Source organism: Dyadobacter sp. 676, from assembly GCF_040448675.1.
Classification (GTDB): domain Bacteria; phylum Bacteroidota; class Bacteroidia; order Cytophagales; family Spirosomataceae; genus Dyadobacter.
In genome coordinates this window covers 2,473,240-2,489,794 of the sequence record NZ_CP159289.1, presented here as the reverse complement: position 1 = coordinate 2,489,794, position 16,555 = coordinate 2,473,240, and the positions used below count along the sequence as shown (strand labels likewise).

The following is a 16,555-nucleotide window of genomic DNA, read 5'->3' as shown; positions in this document are numbered from 1 at the left end:
TTGACGTATTTGTTTTTGAAGTATATAATTGACTTAGTGGACGCCGCCCATCCAGCCTTTGATAGGTTTCCAGAAGACGAGCAGGATCAGACCGAAAATAGTCGTGATAATGGCCACCTGGTTGAACAGCGCAGGCATTTGCAGAACGTTGGATTCATCGAAACCGCCGGCGAAAAGTCCGGCTATCAGGTTACCCAGCGAGGCCCCCACGAACCAGATGCCCATCAATTGGCTTACATAACGTTTGGGCGCCAGTTTGGTATAGGAACTCAAACCGACAGGGCTTACACAAAGCTCGCCGATGGTATGGAGGAAGTAGGTAAATGTCAGAAAAAATGGAGAAGCGAGTTCACCTTTCACCGCAATATTGGAAGCCGCGACCATCACGAAAAAGCTCAAGCCAAGCAATATCAAACCCATTGCGAATTTGACGGGAATGGACGGGTTACGGTTTTTAGAAGAAAGCGATATCCAAAGGCTCGCGAGCACGGGCGCGAAAATCAATACGAAAGTGGGCTGGAAGTTCTGGAACCAGCTGGATGGCACTTCCCATCCGCCGATCATTCGCTGCGTGTGGCGTTCGGCAAAGATCTGCAACGAAGTACCCGCCTGCTCATAACCCGCCCAGAATAATGCAATGGCGAGAAAAAGGATGATCAACACGCCCACACGGTATTTCTCCACGCGCGTAAGCCCGCCCGCTACGAGGATGAAAAGGAAATATGCAGCGGAAATGGATACGATAATGATACCGGCACCCTGTGCGAGGCCCTGCGCGGTAGTCATGTCGATGGCACCGGACGATTGCAGCACGATCAGGAACACTACCAGCAAAGCGATCAGTCCGTAGCCGAGCATTTTGTTGCTACCCGATGTGGGTGCGACAGTTTCCTCACTCGCTTCCCGCGCGGTCGGCACCTCACCCAGCCCTTTCAGGTGGGTAGCGCTCCCATACCGGAATACGATCAGCCCAAGCAACATCCCGATAGCGGCCGCACCAAAACCCATATGCCAGTTGACCTTTTCTCCCAGATAACCAACGATCGCAATTCCGAGGAATGAGCCTAGGTTGATACCCATATAAAAGATCGAGAACGCCGCATCGCGTCGCGCACCGCCCTCCGGGTAAAGTTCGCCTACGATAGAGCTGATATTCGGCTTTAGAAGCCCCGTGCCGATCGCAACCGTGCTGAGCCCGATAAAGAATATAGCCGGACCGGCGGGTACCGCCAGGATAATGTGCCCGAGCATGATGACGATCCCTCCATACCAGATGGCCTTTTTCTGACCGAGAATATTGTCCGCCAGCCAGCCTCCCGGCAGTGTGAGCAAGTATACCGATGCAGTATAAAGGCCGTAAATGGCCGTCCCTTCGGCTGCACTCATTCCCATCCCGCCCTTAATATTGTCGAGCAGGAAAAGCAATAGAATGGCCCGCATGCCGTAGTAGCTGAAACGTTCCCACATTTCGGCAAAGAACAAGACATACAGTCCTTTGGGATGTTTCTGGGAAATCTGTGAAGACATAGAAAGAGAAGTGTTTTATTCGGTTTTCGGGGTTACAAGCGAAATGTTTTTATCGTGCAAGATAGGAATTATGAGAAAATATCAATCAATCGGCAAAATAAAAGCGGTAGCAGTTATCAACACTGCTACCGCTTTGAATTAACGGCTAAATGCCCTTTTTATTTGACGGAGAAAGAGCCTTCGCCGATCGAAAATCCTTCGGAATAGAGCTCGATCGTATATCTGCCCGAGGTGAATGGCGCGTCGCGGTCGTACATGATGCTTACCTCCTGGTTGTTGTTCGTGTACGTGACATCTTTGCTGATGGTGTAACCCTGTTCCTGTCCGTTGTACTGAAAAACGCCCGAGCCGGTTTTGGTGTCCGAAATGGTGGCGCCGCTTGGGTCGATGATACGCATATAAATGGTTTTGGTGTCGGTCGCGGTAAGCGGGTTCTTTTCGAGGATAAAGTCTACACGTACCTTATCGACCCTTTTGGATTTGACATTTTCGCCCTCGCGCACTTTGCCTTTGGACGATATCGCGTAGACTTTCACATTACGCGCACGCAGCGCCGCAGCCATTGTTACCTTCGATTCCAGTTCGGTGTTTTTCGCTACTACTCCGCTCAGGGAGTCGCGGACGGCCTGGCGGCTGCTCTGCAATTCGTTCCGCTCCTGGGTCAGGCCTTCGTTCTGGCTGATGAGCTGCTGGTTTTCCTCACGAAGCTGCGCAATTTCGGTGTCTTTCTGCGTCAGGAACTGTTCGTACTCCTTGATTTTCCGTCCCATCGAGGCATTCCCTTTCCTCAATGCGGCACGGTCGTTTTCCAGCGAGGCCTTTACTTTTTGCAATTCGGCAATGTCGCCGCCGAGATTTTGGACTTCGAGGATGCGCGCGTCGAGCTGTTTCGAAATGGAATCCAGCTTGATTTCGGAGGCTGCAAGTTCTTTTACCCGTGTTTCGAGATCGGTTTCCTGTTTTTTTGTGATGGTGTGTTCTTTATAATAAAGATATCCGAACACTGCCGCCAGAATGGTCATCAAGATCAATCCGATTACCAGACCGGTATTACTTTTCCTTTCCATAAGCAGATGTTTAGGTTTTGTTTATATAGATATAGATGATGCAGAAAAAAGCGTGCCATTTACTATACGTTTCAGTCGGGGCGGAAAATGAAAAAGCGGACGGAAGGCCCGGCTTCCGTCCGCTTTTTGAATAGTTGCATATCCTAATAATCGCCTCCGGCGCCGCCGCCGCCGAAGCTGCCTCCGCCAAAACCGCCGAAGCCGCCACCGTCGCCTCCGCCGAAACCACCCCAGTTACCCGAAGAGCTGCCGCGGCCCGAATGCGTCGTGTAAGGCCAGAGGATAGGCGGCCCGCCAAAATCGCGATAGCCTCTGTTACCGCCCCCGCCGCCGCGGTTACGGAAAATGAAGATCATGATGATCACAAATATAATCAGGACGATCAGTAGCGGGGAGAAACCGTCGCTGTCGCCACTGTCCTGCTTCGGATCGGCCTTGTACTCTCCCGAAGCGTATTTGAATATCATATCGACGCCATCGCTAAGGCCCTGGTAGAACTGCCCGGCCTTGAACTGCGGTGTGATGACTTGTGAAACAATTCGTTTCGCAATCGCATCAGGGACTGCTCCTTCGAGGCCATAACCGGTGGCGATAAATACTTTTCGTTCCTTGGGTGCCCAGAGCAGCACAATACCATTGTTTTTACCCTTTTGACCGACGCCCCATTCTGTGCCGAGTTTGAAAGCATAATCGGCAATGGGGTAATCGCCCAGTGTAGGCACGGTTACGATCACGATCTGTGAAGACGTAGAATCGTTATAGGCGACCAGCTTTTGTTCCAGCATTTGCCGTTCATTCGGGCTGAGCTGGTTGGCAAGGTCGTTCACAAGCCTTGGAGGATCGGGTTTGGGCGGGATATCCTGCGCCTGCACACCGGCTATTGCCGCTATGATAAGCAGGAGTTGTAGAAGGAAATGCTTCATAGGATTATTGGCCGAACGAAATGTCGTCCGGGAGTTCGTTGATATCGCCGGACTGATAGGGAAAATGTTTTTTCAATTGTAGCCCCGCTTCGAGAATGCCGCGACAAAGCCCTTCTTTGAATTCGCCGGCGCGGAAATGGTTGCGGAGCAGCTCTTTGGTACTATCCCAGAAGCCGGCAGGCACTTTTTCGTCGATTCCCTTGTCGCCGAGAACTGCGAATTTCCGGTCCTCGTAAGCGAGGTAAAACAATACCCCATTACGTTCAGCGGTTTCGTGCAGACGTAAAAACAGGAACACTTCCCTGGCCCGTTCCATCACATCCGGCGAGGGGCATTTCTTTTCGATATGCACCTTCACCTCGCCGGATGTCTGTTTTTCGGCTTCCTGAATTGCCTCAACAATGTATTGCTGCTCTTCGTCGGTGAAAAATAGGGGTTCGGTTGCCATGGGGCGGGTCGTTACGGATTGAGTGAAAAACATCGCGCCGGGCTTTAATCGGGCCCGGCGCGGAAACTTAGAATTGTACGGTCGGCGCTTTTTCGGAACCCGGAGCGGCTGTGAAGTAGCCTTTCTGGGAGAAACCGAATACCCCGGCGAAGAGGTTGGTCGGAAAGGTGCGCACCTCCTGGTTATAGTCTTTGACCACAGTATTGAACTTGCCGCGTTCCACGGTAATGCGGTTTTCGGTGCCTTCGAGCTGGGCTTGCAGTTCGAGGAAGTTCTGGTTGGCTTTCAGTTGCGGGTATTGCTCCACGGAAACAAGCAGGCGCGACAGCGAGCCGCTTAGCTGATCCTGCGCGGCCTGGAATTTGGCGATGTTTTCAGGGGTAAGCTGGTCGGCACTGATTGTGGTTTGGGTTGCTTTGCTGCGTGCTTCGATCACGGCCGTCAGCGTGCTTTTCTCAAAGTCGGCGGCACCTTTAACGGTGTTTACCAGGTTAGGGATCAAGTCGGCGCGGCGCTGGTATTGGCTTTCCACGCCTGCCCAGGCTTCTTTTACGACCTCGTCTTTTTGCACGAGGCCATTATATTTCCCGCAGCCAACGAATCCGAGAATCAGAACTACGACGATAACTGCAATGAGTCCTTTTGACATTTTAATATTCAGTTTAGAGTTATTGAATGTGATCCAAAGTTGACCAAAGCTAGCAAAATCTTTAAGAAAAACTACATAACCGGTTCTCTGAGCCAATATTGCCTTATTTGCGCGGGATGGCGGGTTTTGAAGTAAAAATCAGGTTAATTAACCCTCCCCCACACCCGCTACGTTGTTCCACCGGCCCCAGTTTACGGACGCTTCGTAGTCCATCAGCAGGCTTTCAAAATACATTGCGCCCCAGGTCCAGTTTATATCCAGGGTGTCGGTCAGGTATTTGGCGGCCAGTTCGCGTTCCGCTGCCGTGATGAAGCCGGTGGTGTTGAGTTTCCGGATGATGTCGTTTACAGCCTGGTTCTCCGTTTGTCCATTCGTCCATTGCCCGAACAGGGCGCTGTCGTTTTTCCAGCGGCGGTTGAAATGGTGCTGTATGCCACTCGGCTTGAACATCCGGGGGCCGTACCGGAGCAACGTCCAATGCAGGAATTCCCTTTTCAGCAGGTTGGTTATGATCGGATCTTCGGTTACGGCATGCGATTGGGCCACTTTGACGCTGCGGTAAATGTAGGAAGCCGAAATGCAGCCCAGCGAAAGCCAGCCGGAAAGCCGGGTGTCGGTGAGAGGCTCCGCCGAAGGGTAAATGGAGTCGGCTTTGACATATTGTTCGACATATTCCTTCAACACCGTCAGCGCATGCGTTTCCCCGCCGGGTAATATGCCGGCAGACCGGGCAGGTATTTCATTTGGATCGATCCCGAGTTCGGGCAGTCCCGGAATGGCGCCGGCTTCAAAACCGGTGGGCAGTGCGATCTTCTCCGGCGTGGGAAACTGGTCTTTGATTTTGAGATCGTTACTTACCAGCCGTTCGAATTGGGCAAAACCGGAAGGCAGCCTGGATACCGGAAAAGGGAGGTCGAATGCGTTGATCATGGTATCCATCCAGAATAGCTTGATGTCGACGTTCGCCGTTTTCAGGTTTTTGCTCAGCGACGATTCGATGCGTGTTTCCTGCGGCGCGATTTCCTTGCTGGTATATACGTACTCCGCATTGTAATCTTCCGCCAGCTTGGCGACGATGGCTTCGGGGGCGCCGGTGCGAATGAGCAGATCGCCTCCTTTCTGACGGATATTCTCCCGCAGCTCCGCAACGGATTCAATCAGGAACCGTGCCCGTAGCACGCTCGTGCGGCGAAACCCAAGCTTTGTTTTTTCGAATTGACGGGGGTCGAAAACGTATACCGGGACGATCTCGTCGGCGGAGCCTACGGCGGACAAAAGGGCCTGGTTATCCTTTAACCTCAAATCATTCCTGAACCAATAGATTATGCGTCGGGCCATTAATACAATCTGATAATTAATCGTTGGGATATTTAGAAATGCAAGTATACAAAAAATGCATGGGGGCGGATATGAAAAAGCCCGCTGCGAAACCGATCGGTTCGTAGCGGACTTTCGTAGCGTGGGTAAATCAATAGCTCAGGATCGTGAATTCGGTGCGCCGATTGCGCTGGTGCTCTTCCTCTGTTTTGGCATTCGGAACGATCAGCTCACGTTCGCCGTAACCTTTGGCCACCATCCTGTCGGCGTCGATGCCTTTGGAATTGAGATAGGCAACCGCCGATTCTGCACGGTTTTGTGAGAGCGTCATATTATACGCGTCGGTCGCGCGTGCATCCGTGTGCGAGCTCAATTCGATGGTCATCGTCGGATTGTCTTTCAGGATCTGCACCAGCTTGTCGAGCTCGGCTGCCGCGTCGGGACGGATATTGTATTTATCCAGGTCGTAATAGATGTTTTCCAGAACGAAAGTTTTGTTCAGTTCCAGCTTATCGAGCCTGATCGTTACATTAAATGTGGTGTCCGTTAATTCTTTGGTCAGGAAAATCGGGGGAATATTGCGGCCGGCCATCGAGAACGGCTCGCGTTTGCTGATATATCCCTTGCGTTGTACGAGCAGCTGGTAGGATTTGCCTTCTTCCAATGGCTGTTTGCCAAACTTGCCGTCCTTGCCGGTAGGGAACTCGGCGATCTGCGTGTCCGAAGTGTCGGGCAGAATGCGGACCACCGCGGAGTCGATCGGGGTAGGGGTCTCGCCGTTGGCCAGGACGGTGCCGGCGAGAAAGTAGCGTACTACCTTCGGTTTACCATTGATATAATTCGGATTGTTGGGGTTGAGCGGATCGTTGGGGTCGTTGTGCTTCGCGACCGTCGTAGAATCCTCGTCTTCCGGCGCGGCGAAGTAGTAAATATCGTCGTCACCTTTGCCGCCATCCCGGTTAGAGGCGAAAAAGCCTTTTTTCAGGTTTTGGTAAAATACCAGCCCGAAATCGTCCTGTGGGCTGTTGAAGGGAAGGCCCAGGTTTTCGACCGTAATGACGCCCTGGCTTCTGGTGGCCGAGAAGAGGTCGAGTTTGCCGAGGCCGGGGTGGCCGTCGGAAGCAAAGTAAAGTTTTCCGCCTTCTGCCACATACGGGAACATATCATCACCGGGCGTATTAATGTCTCGTCCCATATTCACCGGGCGGCTGAACCGGCCCGACGCGTCCATATTGGTACGGTAAATGTCGATACCACCTATACCACCGGCGCGGTTCGAGGCGAAGTAAAGCGTTTTGCCATCGCGCGAGAATGCGGGCGAGCCGTCCCATGCGAGAGAGTCGTTGATCGGAAGCGGGGCGGGGGCCGTCCATTGGCCGTTTACATTGCGGCTCATGTAGAGGTCTACATCCACGCCACCATTCTTCTTGCCGGTGTTACCTCTCGCGAATACCAGTGTTTTGCCATCCGGAGAGAATGCAGGCGAGCCTTCGTTGGCGTCGGCCGAGAAAATGTCCTGACTGAATACCACCGGATTTCCCTGCGTATTGCCCGGGTCCGAAGCGATATTGATTTTATAAAGGCCCAGCATCGGCTGACCGTTGTTCTTATAAATCTTTTCCTTTTTAGAAGAAGAAAACACCAGTTCATTCCCGATTACAGTTGGCGAAAACTCGGCACCAGCCGTATTCAATGGCAGGTCTTTCAGCTCGACTTCCATTTTATTGGCTCTCAGGCGGTCGGCAATGCGGATGATTTCGACTTCGCGCAAGGCTCTTTCCTGCAAGTTTTGCGGAACGTTCTGGCCTTTGGCGAATTCCGAAAACTGGTTTGAGGCTTCGGTATATTCGCCTGTTGTTTTCAATGCATAGGCATATTGAAAACGGGCATCGGGATTGGTGATACCGCCGTCGAGCGCTTTTTTGTAGTAAGGAATAGCTTCCTTGAAGCGGTTGGAAAGGCGGTATGACTCCGCGATCAGATAGGCCGTCTGCACCGGCTCTATATTGGCCTCGGCGGCTTTCTGGAAACCTTTGATGGCGAGGTCATATTCTCCGTTCGCAAATTTCTTTTGGCCGTCCTTGTAAGCCTGCATCGCCGAGTTGCAGCCGGACAAGTGTAAACAGATTGCAAAACAAATTATGAGAGTAAAGTAACTCCGGAAAAGTTTCATAGTGTAAAGTATAAAATCAAACGGTTCGACGCGCACTCTGGGTTTCTGAAAAACAATACTAATAAACAACGATTGGAAATAAAATTCAGGATACCATATAGGAAGAATTTTATTCGGAAAATGAGCATTTCGTGATATTCCGCTGCATTTATCCGCCTAAATCCACCATTCGTTTAAAATCCGGCGGTTACATAGCAACTGTTCTCCGACCATTTCCTGGCTACTACCTGACCACTTCCTGACAACTCCCGCTCCCGAATGGTAGGAAATGCACGAAAAAAAGTTGTTAACGATTTGTAAATCAAGGATAGATTATTACTTTTGCAGTCCGATTTTTCGGGAAAAGTGTTTATATAACAAACGGCCGGTTGATTAACCGTGTCAAAATCAAATTGTTAAATGCCTACTATTTCACAATTAGTCCGTAAAGGTAGAGAGACCATTACATGGAAATCCAAGTCTCCGGCTTTGGATTCATGCCCTCAGCGCAGGGGCGTGTGCACCCGGGTGTACACTACTACGCCTAAGAAGCCCAACTCGGCGCTTCGTAAAGTAGCGCGTGTTCGCTTGTCGAACAACAAGGAGGTGAACGCCTACATCCCAGGTGAAGGCCACAACCTGCAAGAGCACTCGATCGTATTGATCCGCGGTGGTCGTGTGAAGGATTTGCCAGGTGTTCGTTACCACATCATCCGTGGTGCGTTGGATACCGCAGGTGTTAACGGACGTAAACAACGTCGTTCTAAATATGGCGCTAAGCGTCCGAAACCAGGACAAGCTCCGGCAGCACCAGCAAAAGGTAAGAAAAAATAAAAAGTAACTCTCTCTGCTTTTATTAAGTAATTCAATTCTTATAAAAGGGAAGTAATCTGGCGCAAGGCGCCAGGTGAATAAGTTGCAAAACGAAACCTCGTTAAAAACATTCAGACAAAATGAGAAAGTCGAAACCTAAAAAGAGATATATCCTTCCTGATCCGAAGTTCCGGGACGTGCAGGTTACCAAATTCGTTAACAACCTGATGTACGAAGGAAAGAAGAGTATCGCATTCACCATTTTCTACGACGCATTGGAACTGGTTGAGAAGAAAACCAGCGAAAATGGTCTGGAGACCTGGAAAAAAGCATTGAACAATGTGACTCCTTCCGTGGAAGTGAAAAGCCGCCGTGTAGGTGGTGCTACTTTCCAGGTTCCTACGGAAGTTCGTCCGGAGCGTAAGCAGTCACTCGGCATGAAATGGTTGATCAACTACGCACGTAAGCGTGGCGAGAAAACCATGGTCGACCGTCTGGCCGGCGAAATTATCGCCGCTGCGAAAGGTGAAGGCGCTGCTGTGAAGAAGAAAGACGATACGCACCGTATGGCAGATGCCAACAAGGCGTTCTCGCACTTCCGTTTCTAATCAGAGGGGCAAGAATTATATATGTCGGGAGTCCGGTTTGTCCGGGTTCCCGATTTTTATTTTCAGGTTTTTGTAAAAATAACTTTTCCTTAATTGTTTTTATAATCAACAATTTATACTTTTGCGCTCTGAATTTTCAAAACCAGCAATTTGCGCTGTCCTGAAAGTTCAAACAGCTTCGCACAGAATTGCACTTTGAATATATAAAAACACATCACCATCTGTCATGGCACGTGATTTAAGATTAACAAGAAACATAGGTATTGCTGCGCACATCGATGCCGGTAAAACGACAACAACGGAGCGTATCCTTTACTACGCGGGGGTAAGCCACAAAATCGGAGAGGTGCACGATGGTGCCGCTACGATGGACTGGATGGAGCAGGAGCAGGAGCGTGGTATCACCATTACATCCGCTGCTACGACCGTTAACTGGAACTACCGCGGCGAAAAATACCACATCAATATCATCGATACCCCGGGGCACGTGGACTTTACCGTTGAGGTAAACCGTTCACTTCGTGTATTGGATGGTCTGGTGTTCCTTTTCAGTGCAGTAGATGGTGTTGAGCCTCAGTCTGAAACCAACTGGCGTCTTGCTAACAATTATAATGTAGCACGTATCGGTTTCGTGAACAAAATGGATCGTTCCGGTGCCGACTTTCTGAAAGTTTGCAATCAGGTAAAAGAAATGCTGGGCAGCTACGCTGTACCGCTTCAATTGCCTATCGGCGCGGAGGATACTTTCCGTGGCGTAGTTGACCTCGTTAACTTCCGCGGTATCGAATGGAACGAAGCGGATAAAGGTATGACTTTCACCGAAGTGCCTATTCCCGACGATATGCTGGAAGAAGCTACCGAATGGAGAGAGAAATTGCTCGAAGCGGTTGCCGAATTCGACGAGACTTTGATGGAGAAATATTTCGAGGATCCAAACTCGATCACGGAAGATGAAATCCTTGCTGCATTGCGTGCCGCGACTATCAGCATGAAGATCGTTCCGATGGTTTGCGGGTCATCTTTCAAGAACAAGGGTGTCCAAACCATGCTCGATTACGTGATGGCTATCCTGCCTTCGCCACTCGACCGAGAGAATATCAAAGGTACAGATCCACGCACAGGTAACGAAGTAAGCCGTAAGCCGTCGGAATCGGATCCTTTCTGTGCACTTGCGTTCAAAATCGCGACGGACCCTTATGTAGGCCGTCTCTGCTTCATCCGCTCTTATTCGGGTGTGCTTGAATCAGGTTCGTATGTATTGAACAACCGTTCGGGTAACAAGGAGCGTATTTCGCGTATTTTCCAGATGCACGCCAACAAGCAAAACCAGATTGAAAGACTGGAAGCGGGCGACATCGGCGCGGTAGTGGGTTTTAAAGATATCAAAACAGGGGATACCCTTTCCGACGAAAAGGCACCGATCGTACTGGAATCAATGGTGTTCCCGGAGCCGGTAATCGGTTATGCGATCGAGCCTAAGAAGGCTGCCGACAGCGATAACTTCTCGAAAGCGATCACCAAGCTGATCGAAGAAGACCCAACTCTTCAGGTTGAATCCAACGAGGAGACTGGTCAGACGATCATCAAAGGTATGGGTGAGCTTCACCTTGAAATCATCATCGACCGTATGCGTCGGGAGTTCAAGGTGGAAGTAAACCAGGGCGCGCCTCAGGTTGCTTACAAAGAGATCCTTACGAAAAATTACGAACACCGCGAGGTTTATAAGAAACAAACCGGTGGTCGCGGTAAGTTTGCGGATATCGTATTCGAAATCGGGCCACGCGACGATGCTGAACCAGGACAGGAAGTTAAACCAGGTCTGCAGTTTGTGAACGAAATCGTTGGTGGTGCTATCCCCCGCGAATTCATCGCTCCTGTTCAGAAAGGTTTTGAAGCCGCAATGGCAAACGGTGCATTGGCCGGATATCCATTGGATTCGATGAAAGTGCGTCTGTTCCATGGTTCATTCCACGATGTTGACTCCGATTCGCTGTCATTCGAATTAGCTGCGAAGCTTGGTTTCAAAGAAGCTGCACGCCATGCGGGTCCTAAACTGATGGAGCCTATCATGGCGGTTGAAGTTCTGACTCCGGACGAGTATACGGGTCCTATCACAGGTGACCTGAACCGTCGCCGTGGTATCATGCGCGGTATGGACACCCGTAACGGTGCACAGGTAATTAAAGCTGACGTACCTCTTTCTGAACTGTTCGGTTATGTAACCGACCTTCGTACGATGTCATCCGGCCGCGCTACCGCGTCCCTGACATTCTCTCACTACGAGATCGTACCTCAGAACATCGCTGATGCTGTGATCGAGAAAGCAAAAGGACTTGTTAAAGCCTAATACGAGCAATGCGTTGCAGGAAGCGATTCTGCAACGCATTCTTTATGATATAGCCTGTGAAGTAAATGGTTCTTTCGCAGGTGTAATTGTCAGGTAACCTGACGAGATTTTCTGAACCGGAAACAAACAAATACAATGAATCAAAAGATCCGTATCAAACTTCGGTCATTCGACCACAACTTGGTTGACAAGTCAGCTGAGAAAATTGTAAAGGCAGTAAAGGCGACAGGCGCGGTAGTAAGCGGTCCTATTCCTTTGCCGACAAAGACAGAGAAATTCACTGTTCTTCGTTCGCCGCACGTTAACAAGAAATCGAGAGAGCAGTTCCAGCTTTGTACTTACAAGCGTTTGGTGGATATCTTCTCTACAAGTGCCAAAACGGTAGACGCTCTGATGAAGCTCGAATTGCCAAGCGGCGTTGACGTAGAGATCAAAGTTTAGTAAATACCGGCTTATTCAGTTAAGCCATTACATAAATTGGATGAAGGTCCGGGTTCCTCTGGAAACCACATCTGAGCTCAGAAAAGCCTGACAGGCACGTGGTTATGCCCAGGATCAGTCGGCTTCTCGGAAATGAGGTCAGATGTTCGTTCATCTGACCTTTTTTGCTGATTATCAGCGAGAAATATTTTAGGGCCGTTAGGATGTTAAAATCGTTTTTTCTACCTTTGCAGTCCGTTTTAAAGATTAAGGGGTTTTACCTGCTAAATTTAAATTTCAAACATGTCTGGTTTAATTGGTAAAAAAATCGGAATGACTAGTTTGTACAATGCTGACGGGCAGGCTCTGGCATGTACTGTGATCCAAGCTGGTCCTTGTGTTGTAACACAAGTTAGGTCCGAAGAAAAGGATGGCTATAAGGCTATCCAGTTAGGTTTTGGTGAGAAGAAAGAAAAGAACACCTCCCAGCCTCTGATTGGCCACTTCAAGAAAGCCGGCACAACTCCCAAGCAAAAATTGGTTGAGTTCAAGGAATTCGAAGTGGAACATGAACTTGGAACTTCATTGTCCGTACAGGACGTCTTTGAAGAAGGCGAGTTTGTTGACGTTGTAGGATCTGCTAAAGGTCGTGGTTTCCAGGGTGTCGTAAAACGTCACGGATTCGGCGGGGTAGGTGGCCAGACACACGGTCAGCACAACAGGGCCCGTCACCCAGGTTCGATTGGTGCTTGTTCATTCCCATCACGCGTATTCAAAGGTATCCGTATGGGTGGACGCATGGGTAACAATCGTGTAAAGATTCAGAATTTGCGTATTCTGAAAGTGATACCTGAGCAGAACATTCTCGTTGTGAGTGGCTCGGTACCTGGTTCAAAGAATTCATTTCTAATCATTGAGAAGTAGTACCAATGGAACTGTCCGTATTAAATATAAAAGGAGAAGATACCGGCAAGAAGGTAAACGTGTCCGAGGAAGTATTCGGCATCGAACCTAACACGCACGCTATCTATCTCGACGTAAAGCTGTACCTGGCCAACCAGCGTCAGGGAACGCACAAATCTAAGGAGCGTGCAGAGGTTAGCCTCTCGACACGCAAGCTGAAACGCCAGAAGGGGACCGGCGGTGCGCGTGCAGGTAGCATGAAGTCACCGGTGTTCGTGGGTGGTGGTCGTATCTTCGGTCCACGTCCCCGTACTTACGGTTTCAAACTGAACAAGAAAGTTAAAGCATTGGCGCGCAAATCTGCACTTTCTGCCAAAGCCGCTTCTTCCGCTATCTCTGTTTTGGAAGCATTCACATTCGATGCGCCTAAAACGAAGTCTTATCTGAATGTTTTGAATTCCCTTTCACTGGCGAATACCAAAACATTGTTGATCCTTCCCGAGATTGATAACAATGTATACCTGTCGAGCCGTAACATTCCAAAAGCGAAAGTTACTACGGTTGACTCGGTAAATACATACGACCTGATGAATGCAGACCGTCTTCTGATAAGTGAATCTGCGATTTCTATTTTGGAAACCCAATTGAACAAATAACAATGAGTGTACTGAAACGTCCGATTATTACTGAAAAGGTAACGGCTCAGGGTGGTCAAGGTAAATACGCTTTCGAAGTCTCCCTTACTGCAAACAAGGTAGAGATCAAGAAAGCTGTTGAGAAACTGTTCGGGGTTACCGTAGAGAGCGTTCACACCATGCGCAGCATTGGTAAAAGCAAATCCCGCACATCGGGAGGTAAGTTTGTCACTGGAAAAACGTCAACTATCAAAAAGGCGATCATTACAGTAGCCGAGGGCGAAGCCATCGATATCTACGGAGAAGCCTAGTTGAACGATTTCAAATCATTAGACGAGTTAATAGCAAATGGCAGTTAAAAAATTAAAACCTACAAGTGCTGGTCAGCGTTTCCGCTCGGCTCCTACATTCGAGGAGATCACCGCGTCGAAGCCTGAGAAGAGTCTTCTGGAAACCATCAAGAAAACAGGTGGTCGTAACAGCCAGGGACATCGTACCATGCGATATATTGGTGGCGGTCACAAAAGAAAATACCGCGTTATCGACTTCAAAAGAAATCGTTTTGACGCTCCCGCTACTGTCCTTACGATCGAATACGATCCAAACCGTTCAGCGCGTATCGCCCTGATCCAGTTTGAAGACGAAGAAAAACGTTACATCATCGCACCAAACGGCCTGAAAGTTGGACAAGTTATCGTGTCCGGCGCATCAGTGGCTCCTGAGGTTGGAAATGCCCTTCCGCTGGGAGCGATGCCAATCGGTACGATCGTACACAATATCGAATTGACGCCTGGTAAAGGTGGTCAGTTTGCAAGAAGCGCCGGTGCTTACGCGCAGCTGGTTGCAAGAGAAGGTAAATATGCGGTACTGAAAATGCCATCGGGCGAAATGCGCATGGTACTTTCAACCTGTATCGCAACGGTTGGAGTTGTTTCCAATGCTAGCCACATGAACGTTTCGCTTGGGAAAGCGGGTCGCAGAAGATGGTTGGGACGTCGTCCACGCGTACGTGGTGTTGCTATGAACCCTGTTGATCACCCGATGGGTGGTGGTGAGGGCCGTTCGTCAGGAGGTCAGCCTCGTTCTAGAAATGGTCAGTTCGCGAAAGGTCTCAAGACACGTAACCGCAACAAGCATTCTGAGAAATTGATTATCAGCCGTCGTAAAAAATAAGCAGTAAAACATGGCACGCTCATTAAAAAAAGGACCATATATCGACTTCCGTCTTGAAGCCAAAGTTGAAGCGATGAACAACTCTTCGCGTAAATCGGTGATCAAGACATGGTCGCGGCGCTCAATGATTTCGCCTGATTTTATCGGGCACACATTCGCAGTTCATAACGGGAACAAGTTCATCCCGGTTTATGTGACTGAAAACATGGTAGGACACAAACTGGGCGAGTTCTCTCCAACCCGTAACTTCCGTGGCCACACCGCAAAAAAAGATAAAGGAAGAAAATAATTTGTCGACGTAGCTGGTCCTAACGGACGAGCCGATATCTGAAAAGAAACATGGAAGCAAGAGCTATATTAAAGGATGTGCCTACTTCTCCTCGTAAGATGAGATTGGTGGCCGACATGATTCGCGGACAGAAGGTCAGCAAAGCGTTGGCACTTTTGAAATTCCAACCGAGAGCTTCATCGCCGGTTTTGCACAAAGTGCTTCTTTCGGCTGTTGCCAACTGGCAGCAACTGAACGAGGGAGCGAAACTGGAAGACGCTGACCTGATCGTTAAAACCGTATTCATCGACGGTGGACGTATGTTGAAGCGTTTGCGCCCTGCACCTCAGGGAAGAGCACACAGAATCCGTAAGCGTTCCAACCACATCACAATCGTGGTGGACGACGCGTCGGTGTCAGTAAATGAAGCAGTAATCGAATCATAAGTAAAACGATCTATTTCGAATGGGACAAAAGGTTAATCCGATAGGTCTGAGACTAGGAATTGTTAGAGGATGGGAATCTAGCTGGTACGGAGGAAAAGACTTCTCTGACAAACTGGTTGAAGACGAGAAAATCCGTAACTACATCAAAGCACGTATCCCGAAAGGATCGATTTCAAAAGTAGTTATTGAACGTACATTGAAACGCATCACATTGACGATCCACACTGCCCGTCCGGGTATCGTGATCGGAAAAGGTGGTAGCGAAGTTGATAAAATCAAAGAAGAGCTTAAAAAGATTACAGGCAAGGATGTTCAGATCAACATCTACGAAATCAAACGCCCTGAAATCGATGCGAAACTGGTAGGTGAAGCTATCGCTCAGCAATTGCAGGCTCGTATTTCTTACCGTCGTGCGATGAAGCAATCGATCGCTTCTGCAATGCGTGTAGGAACACAAGGAATCAAAATCCGTTTGGCAGGTCGTCTGGGTGGTGCTGAAATGGCCCGTACAGAAGAATACAAAGAAGGACGTATTCCTTTGCATACATTGAGAGCGGACATCGATTACGCTATCTCCGAAGCACAAACTATCTACGGTAAGATCGGTATTAAAGTATGGATCTTCAAAGGTGAATTGTACGGAAAGCGTGACCTTACTCCAAGTGCAGCAACCGCAGCATCAGACAGAGCTGAAAGAAGCGCGCAAGGTGGCGACCGTGGCGGTAACGACCGTGGCGGACGTGGCGACAGAAGAGGTGGTCGTGACAGAAACGACGGTGCTCCACGTGGGGAAGGCGGTGGCGGAGACGCAGATCGTCGCAAACGCAACAAGAACAAGAAGAAGTAATCAGATACTTTC

18 protein-coding genes are annotated in these 16,555 nt (G+C 49.5%); 11 read left to right on the top strand and 7 right to left on the bottom strand.

The window, feature by feature from the left end:
- Window positions 1–33: 33 nt before the first annotated feature.
- From ABV298_RS11190 to ABV298_RS11160, 7 genes are all read right to left on the bottom strand, one after another.
- Window positions 34–1,527, bottom strand: a complete 1,494-nt coding sequence (locus tag ABV298_RS11190) for a peptide MFS transporter (RefSeq protein ID WP_353722186.1) — start codon at window positions 1,525–1,527, stop codon at window positions 34–36.
- 158 nt (window positions 1,528–1,685) lie between these two features.
- Window positions 1,686–2,594 carry a hypothetical protein gene (locus ABV298_RS11185; protein ID WP_353722185.1) on the bottom strand — a complete coding sequence of 303 codons (909 nt, stop codon included), beginning with the start codon at window positions 2,592–2,594 and terminating at the stop codon, window positions 1,686–1,688.
- A gap of 143 nt (window positions 2,595–2,737) precedes the next feature.
- A complete protein-coding gene (locus ABV298_RS11180; protein WP_353722184.1) occupies window positions 2,738–3,517 on the bottom strand; it encodes a TPM domain-containing protein in 780 nt (259 codons plus the stop codon).
- Between the two features lie 4 nt (window positions 3,518–3,521).
- On the bottom strand, window positions 3,522–3,965 hold the full coding sequence (locus ABV298_RS11175) for a TPM domain-containing protein (RefSeq protein WP_353722183.1): 444 nt from the start codon (window positions 3,963–3,965) through the stop codon (window positions 3,522–3,524).
- Between the two features lie 67 nt (window positions 3,966–4,032).
- Window positions 4,033–4,614 (bottom strand): LemA family protein, encoded by a 582-nt coding sequence (locus ABV298_RS11170; protein WP_342087899.1) that lies wholly within the window; start codon window positions 4,612–4,614, stop codon window positions 4,033–4,035.
- A gap of 147 nt (window positions 4,615–4,761) precedes the next feature.
- Window positions 4,762–5,952 carry a deoxyribodipyrimidine photo-lyase gene (locus tag ABV298_RS11165; protein WP_353722182.1) on the bottom strand — a complete coding sequence of 397 codons (1,191 nt, stop codon included), beginning with the start codon at window positions 5,950–5,952 and terminating at the stop codon, window positions 4,762–4,764.
- Window positions 5,953–6,082: 130 nt separating this feature from the next.
- Window positions 6,083–8,026 (bottom strand): OmpA family protein, encoded by a 1,944-nt coding sequence (locus ABV298_RS11160; protein WP_353723172.1) that lies wholly within the window; start codon window positions 8,024–8,026, stop codon window positions 6,083–6,085.
- Between the two features lie 477 nt (window positions 8,027–8,503).
- Between ABV298_RS11160 and rpsL the strand changes: the two genes are divergently transcribed.
- From rpsL to rpsC, 11 genes are all read left to right on the top strand, one after another.
- A complete protein-coding gene (rpsL, locus tag ABV298_RS11155) occupies window positions 8,504–8,917 on the top strand; it encodes a 30S ribosomal protein S12 (protein ID WP_353722181.1) in 414 nt (137 codons plus the stop codon).
- A 119-nt stretch (window positions 8,918–9,036) separates the two neighbouring features.
- Window positions 9,037–9,504: a 30S ribosomal protein S7 gene (rpsG, locus tag ABV298_RS11150; RefSeq protein WP_353722180.1), complete on the top strand. Its 468-nt coding sequence runs from the start codon at window positions 9,037–9,039 to the stop codon at window positions 9,502–9,504.
- Window positions 9,505–9,730: 226 nt separating this feature from the next.
- Complete coding sequence (gene fusA, locus ABV298_RS11145) at window positions 9,731–11,851, top strand: elongation factor G (protein WP_353722179.1); 2,121 nt, start codon at window positions 9,731–9,733, stop codon at window positions 11,849–11,851.
- A 135-nt stretch (window positions 11,852–11,986) separates the two neighbouring features.
- The gene (rpsJ, locus tag ABV298_RS11140) at window positions 11,987–12,292 is read left to right on the top strand and encodes a 30S ribosomal protein S10 (protein ID WP_015813787.1); all 306 of its coding nucleotides are present in this window, start codon (window positions 11,987–11,989) and stop codon (window positions 12,290–12,292) included.
- A 282-nt stretch (window positions 12,293–12,574) separates the two neighbouring features.
- On the top strand, window positions 12,575–13,195 hold the full coding sequence (gene rplC, locus ABV298_RS11135) for a 50S ribosomal protein L3 (RefSeq protein WP_353722178.1): 621 nt from the start codon (window positions 12,575–12,577) through the stop codon (window positions 13,193–13,195).
- A gap of 5 nt (window positions 13,196–13,200) precedes the next feature.
- Window positions 13,201–13,830, top strand: a complete 630-nt coding sequence (gene rplD / locus ABV298_RS11130) for a 50S ribosomal protein L4 (protein ID WP_353722177.1) — start codon at window positions 13,201–13,203, stop codon at window positions 13,828–13,830.
- A 2-nt stretch (window positions 13,831–13,832) separates the two neighbouring features.
- Window positions 13,833–14,120: a 50S ribosomal protein L23 gene (gene rplW, locus ABV298_RS11125; protein WP_015813790.1), complete on the top strand. Its 288-nt coding sequence runs from the start codon at window positions 13,833–13,835 to the stop codon at window positions 14,118–14,120.
- Between the two features lie 37 nt (window positions 14,121–14,157).
- The gene (gene rplB / locus ABV298_RS11120; RefSeq protein ID WP_353722176.1) at window positions 14,158–14,982 is read left to right on the top strand and encodes a 50S ribosomal protein L2; all 825 of its coding nucleotides are present in this window, start codon (window positions 14,158–14,160) and stop codon (window positions 14,980–14,982) included.
- A 10-nt stretch (window positions 14,983–14,992) separates the two neighbouring features.
- Window positions 14,993–15,271 carry a 30S ribosomal protein S19 gene (gene rpsS, locus ABV298_RS11115; RefSeq protein WP_353722175.1) on the top strand — a complete coding sequence of 93 codons (279 nt, stop codon included), beginning with the start codon at window positions 14,993–14,995 and terminating at the stop codon, window positions 15,269–15,271.
- A 50-nt stretch (window positions 15,272–15,321) separates the two neighbouring features.
- Entirely contained in the window at window positions 15,322–15,696 is a 375-nt protein-coding gene (rplV, locus tag ABV298_RS11110; protein ID WP_090152025.1) for a 50S ribosomal protein L22, read from the top strand.
- A gap of 19 nt (window positions 15,697–15,715) precedes the next feature.
- Window positions 15,716–16,543, top strand: a complete 828-nt coding sequence (rpsC, locus tag ABV298_RS11105) for a 30S ribosomal protein S3 (protein ID WP_353722174.1) — start codon at window positions 15,716–15,718, stop codon at window positions 16,541–16,543.
- Window positions 16,544–16,555: the final 12 nt, after the last annotated feature.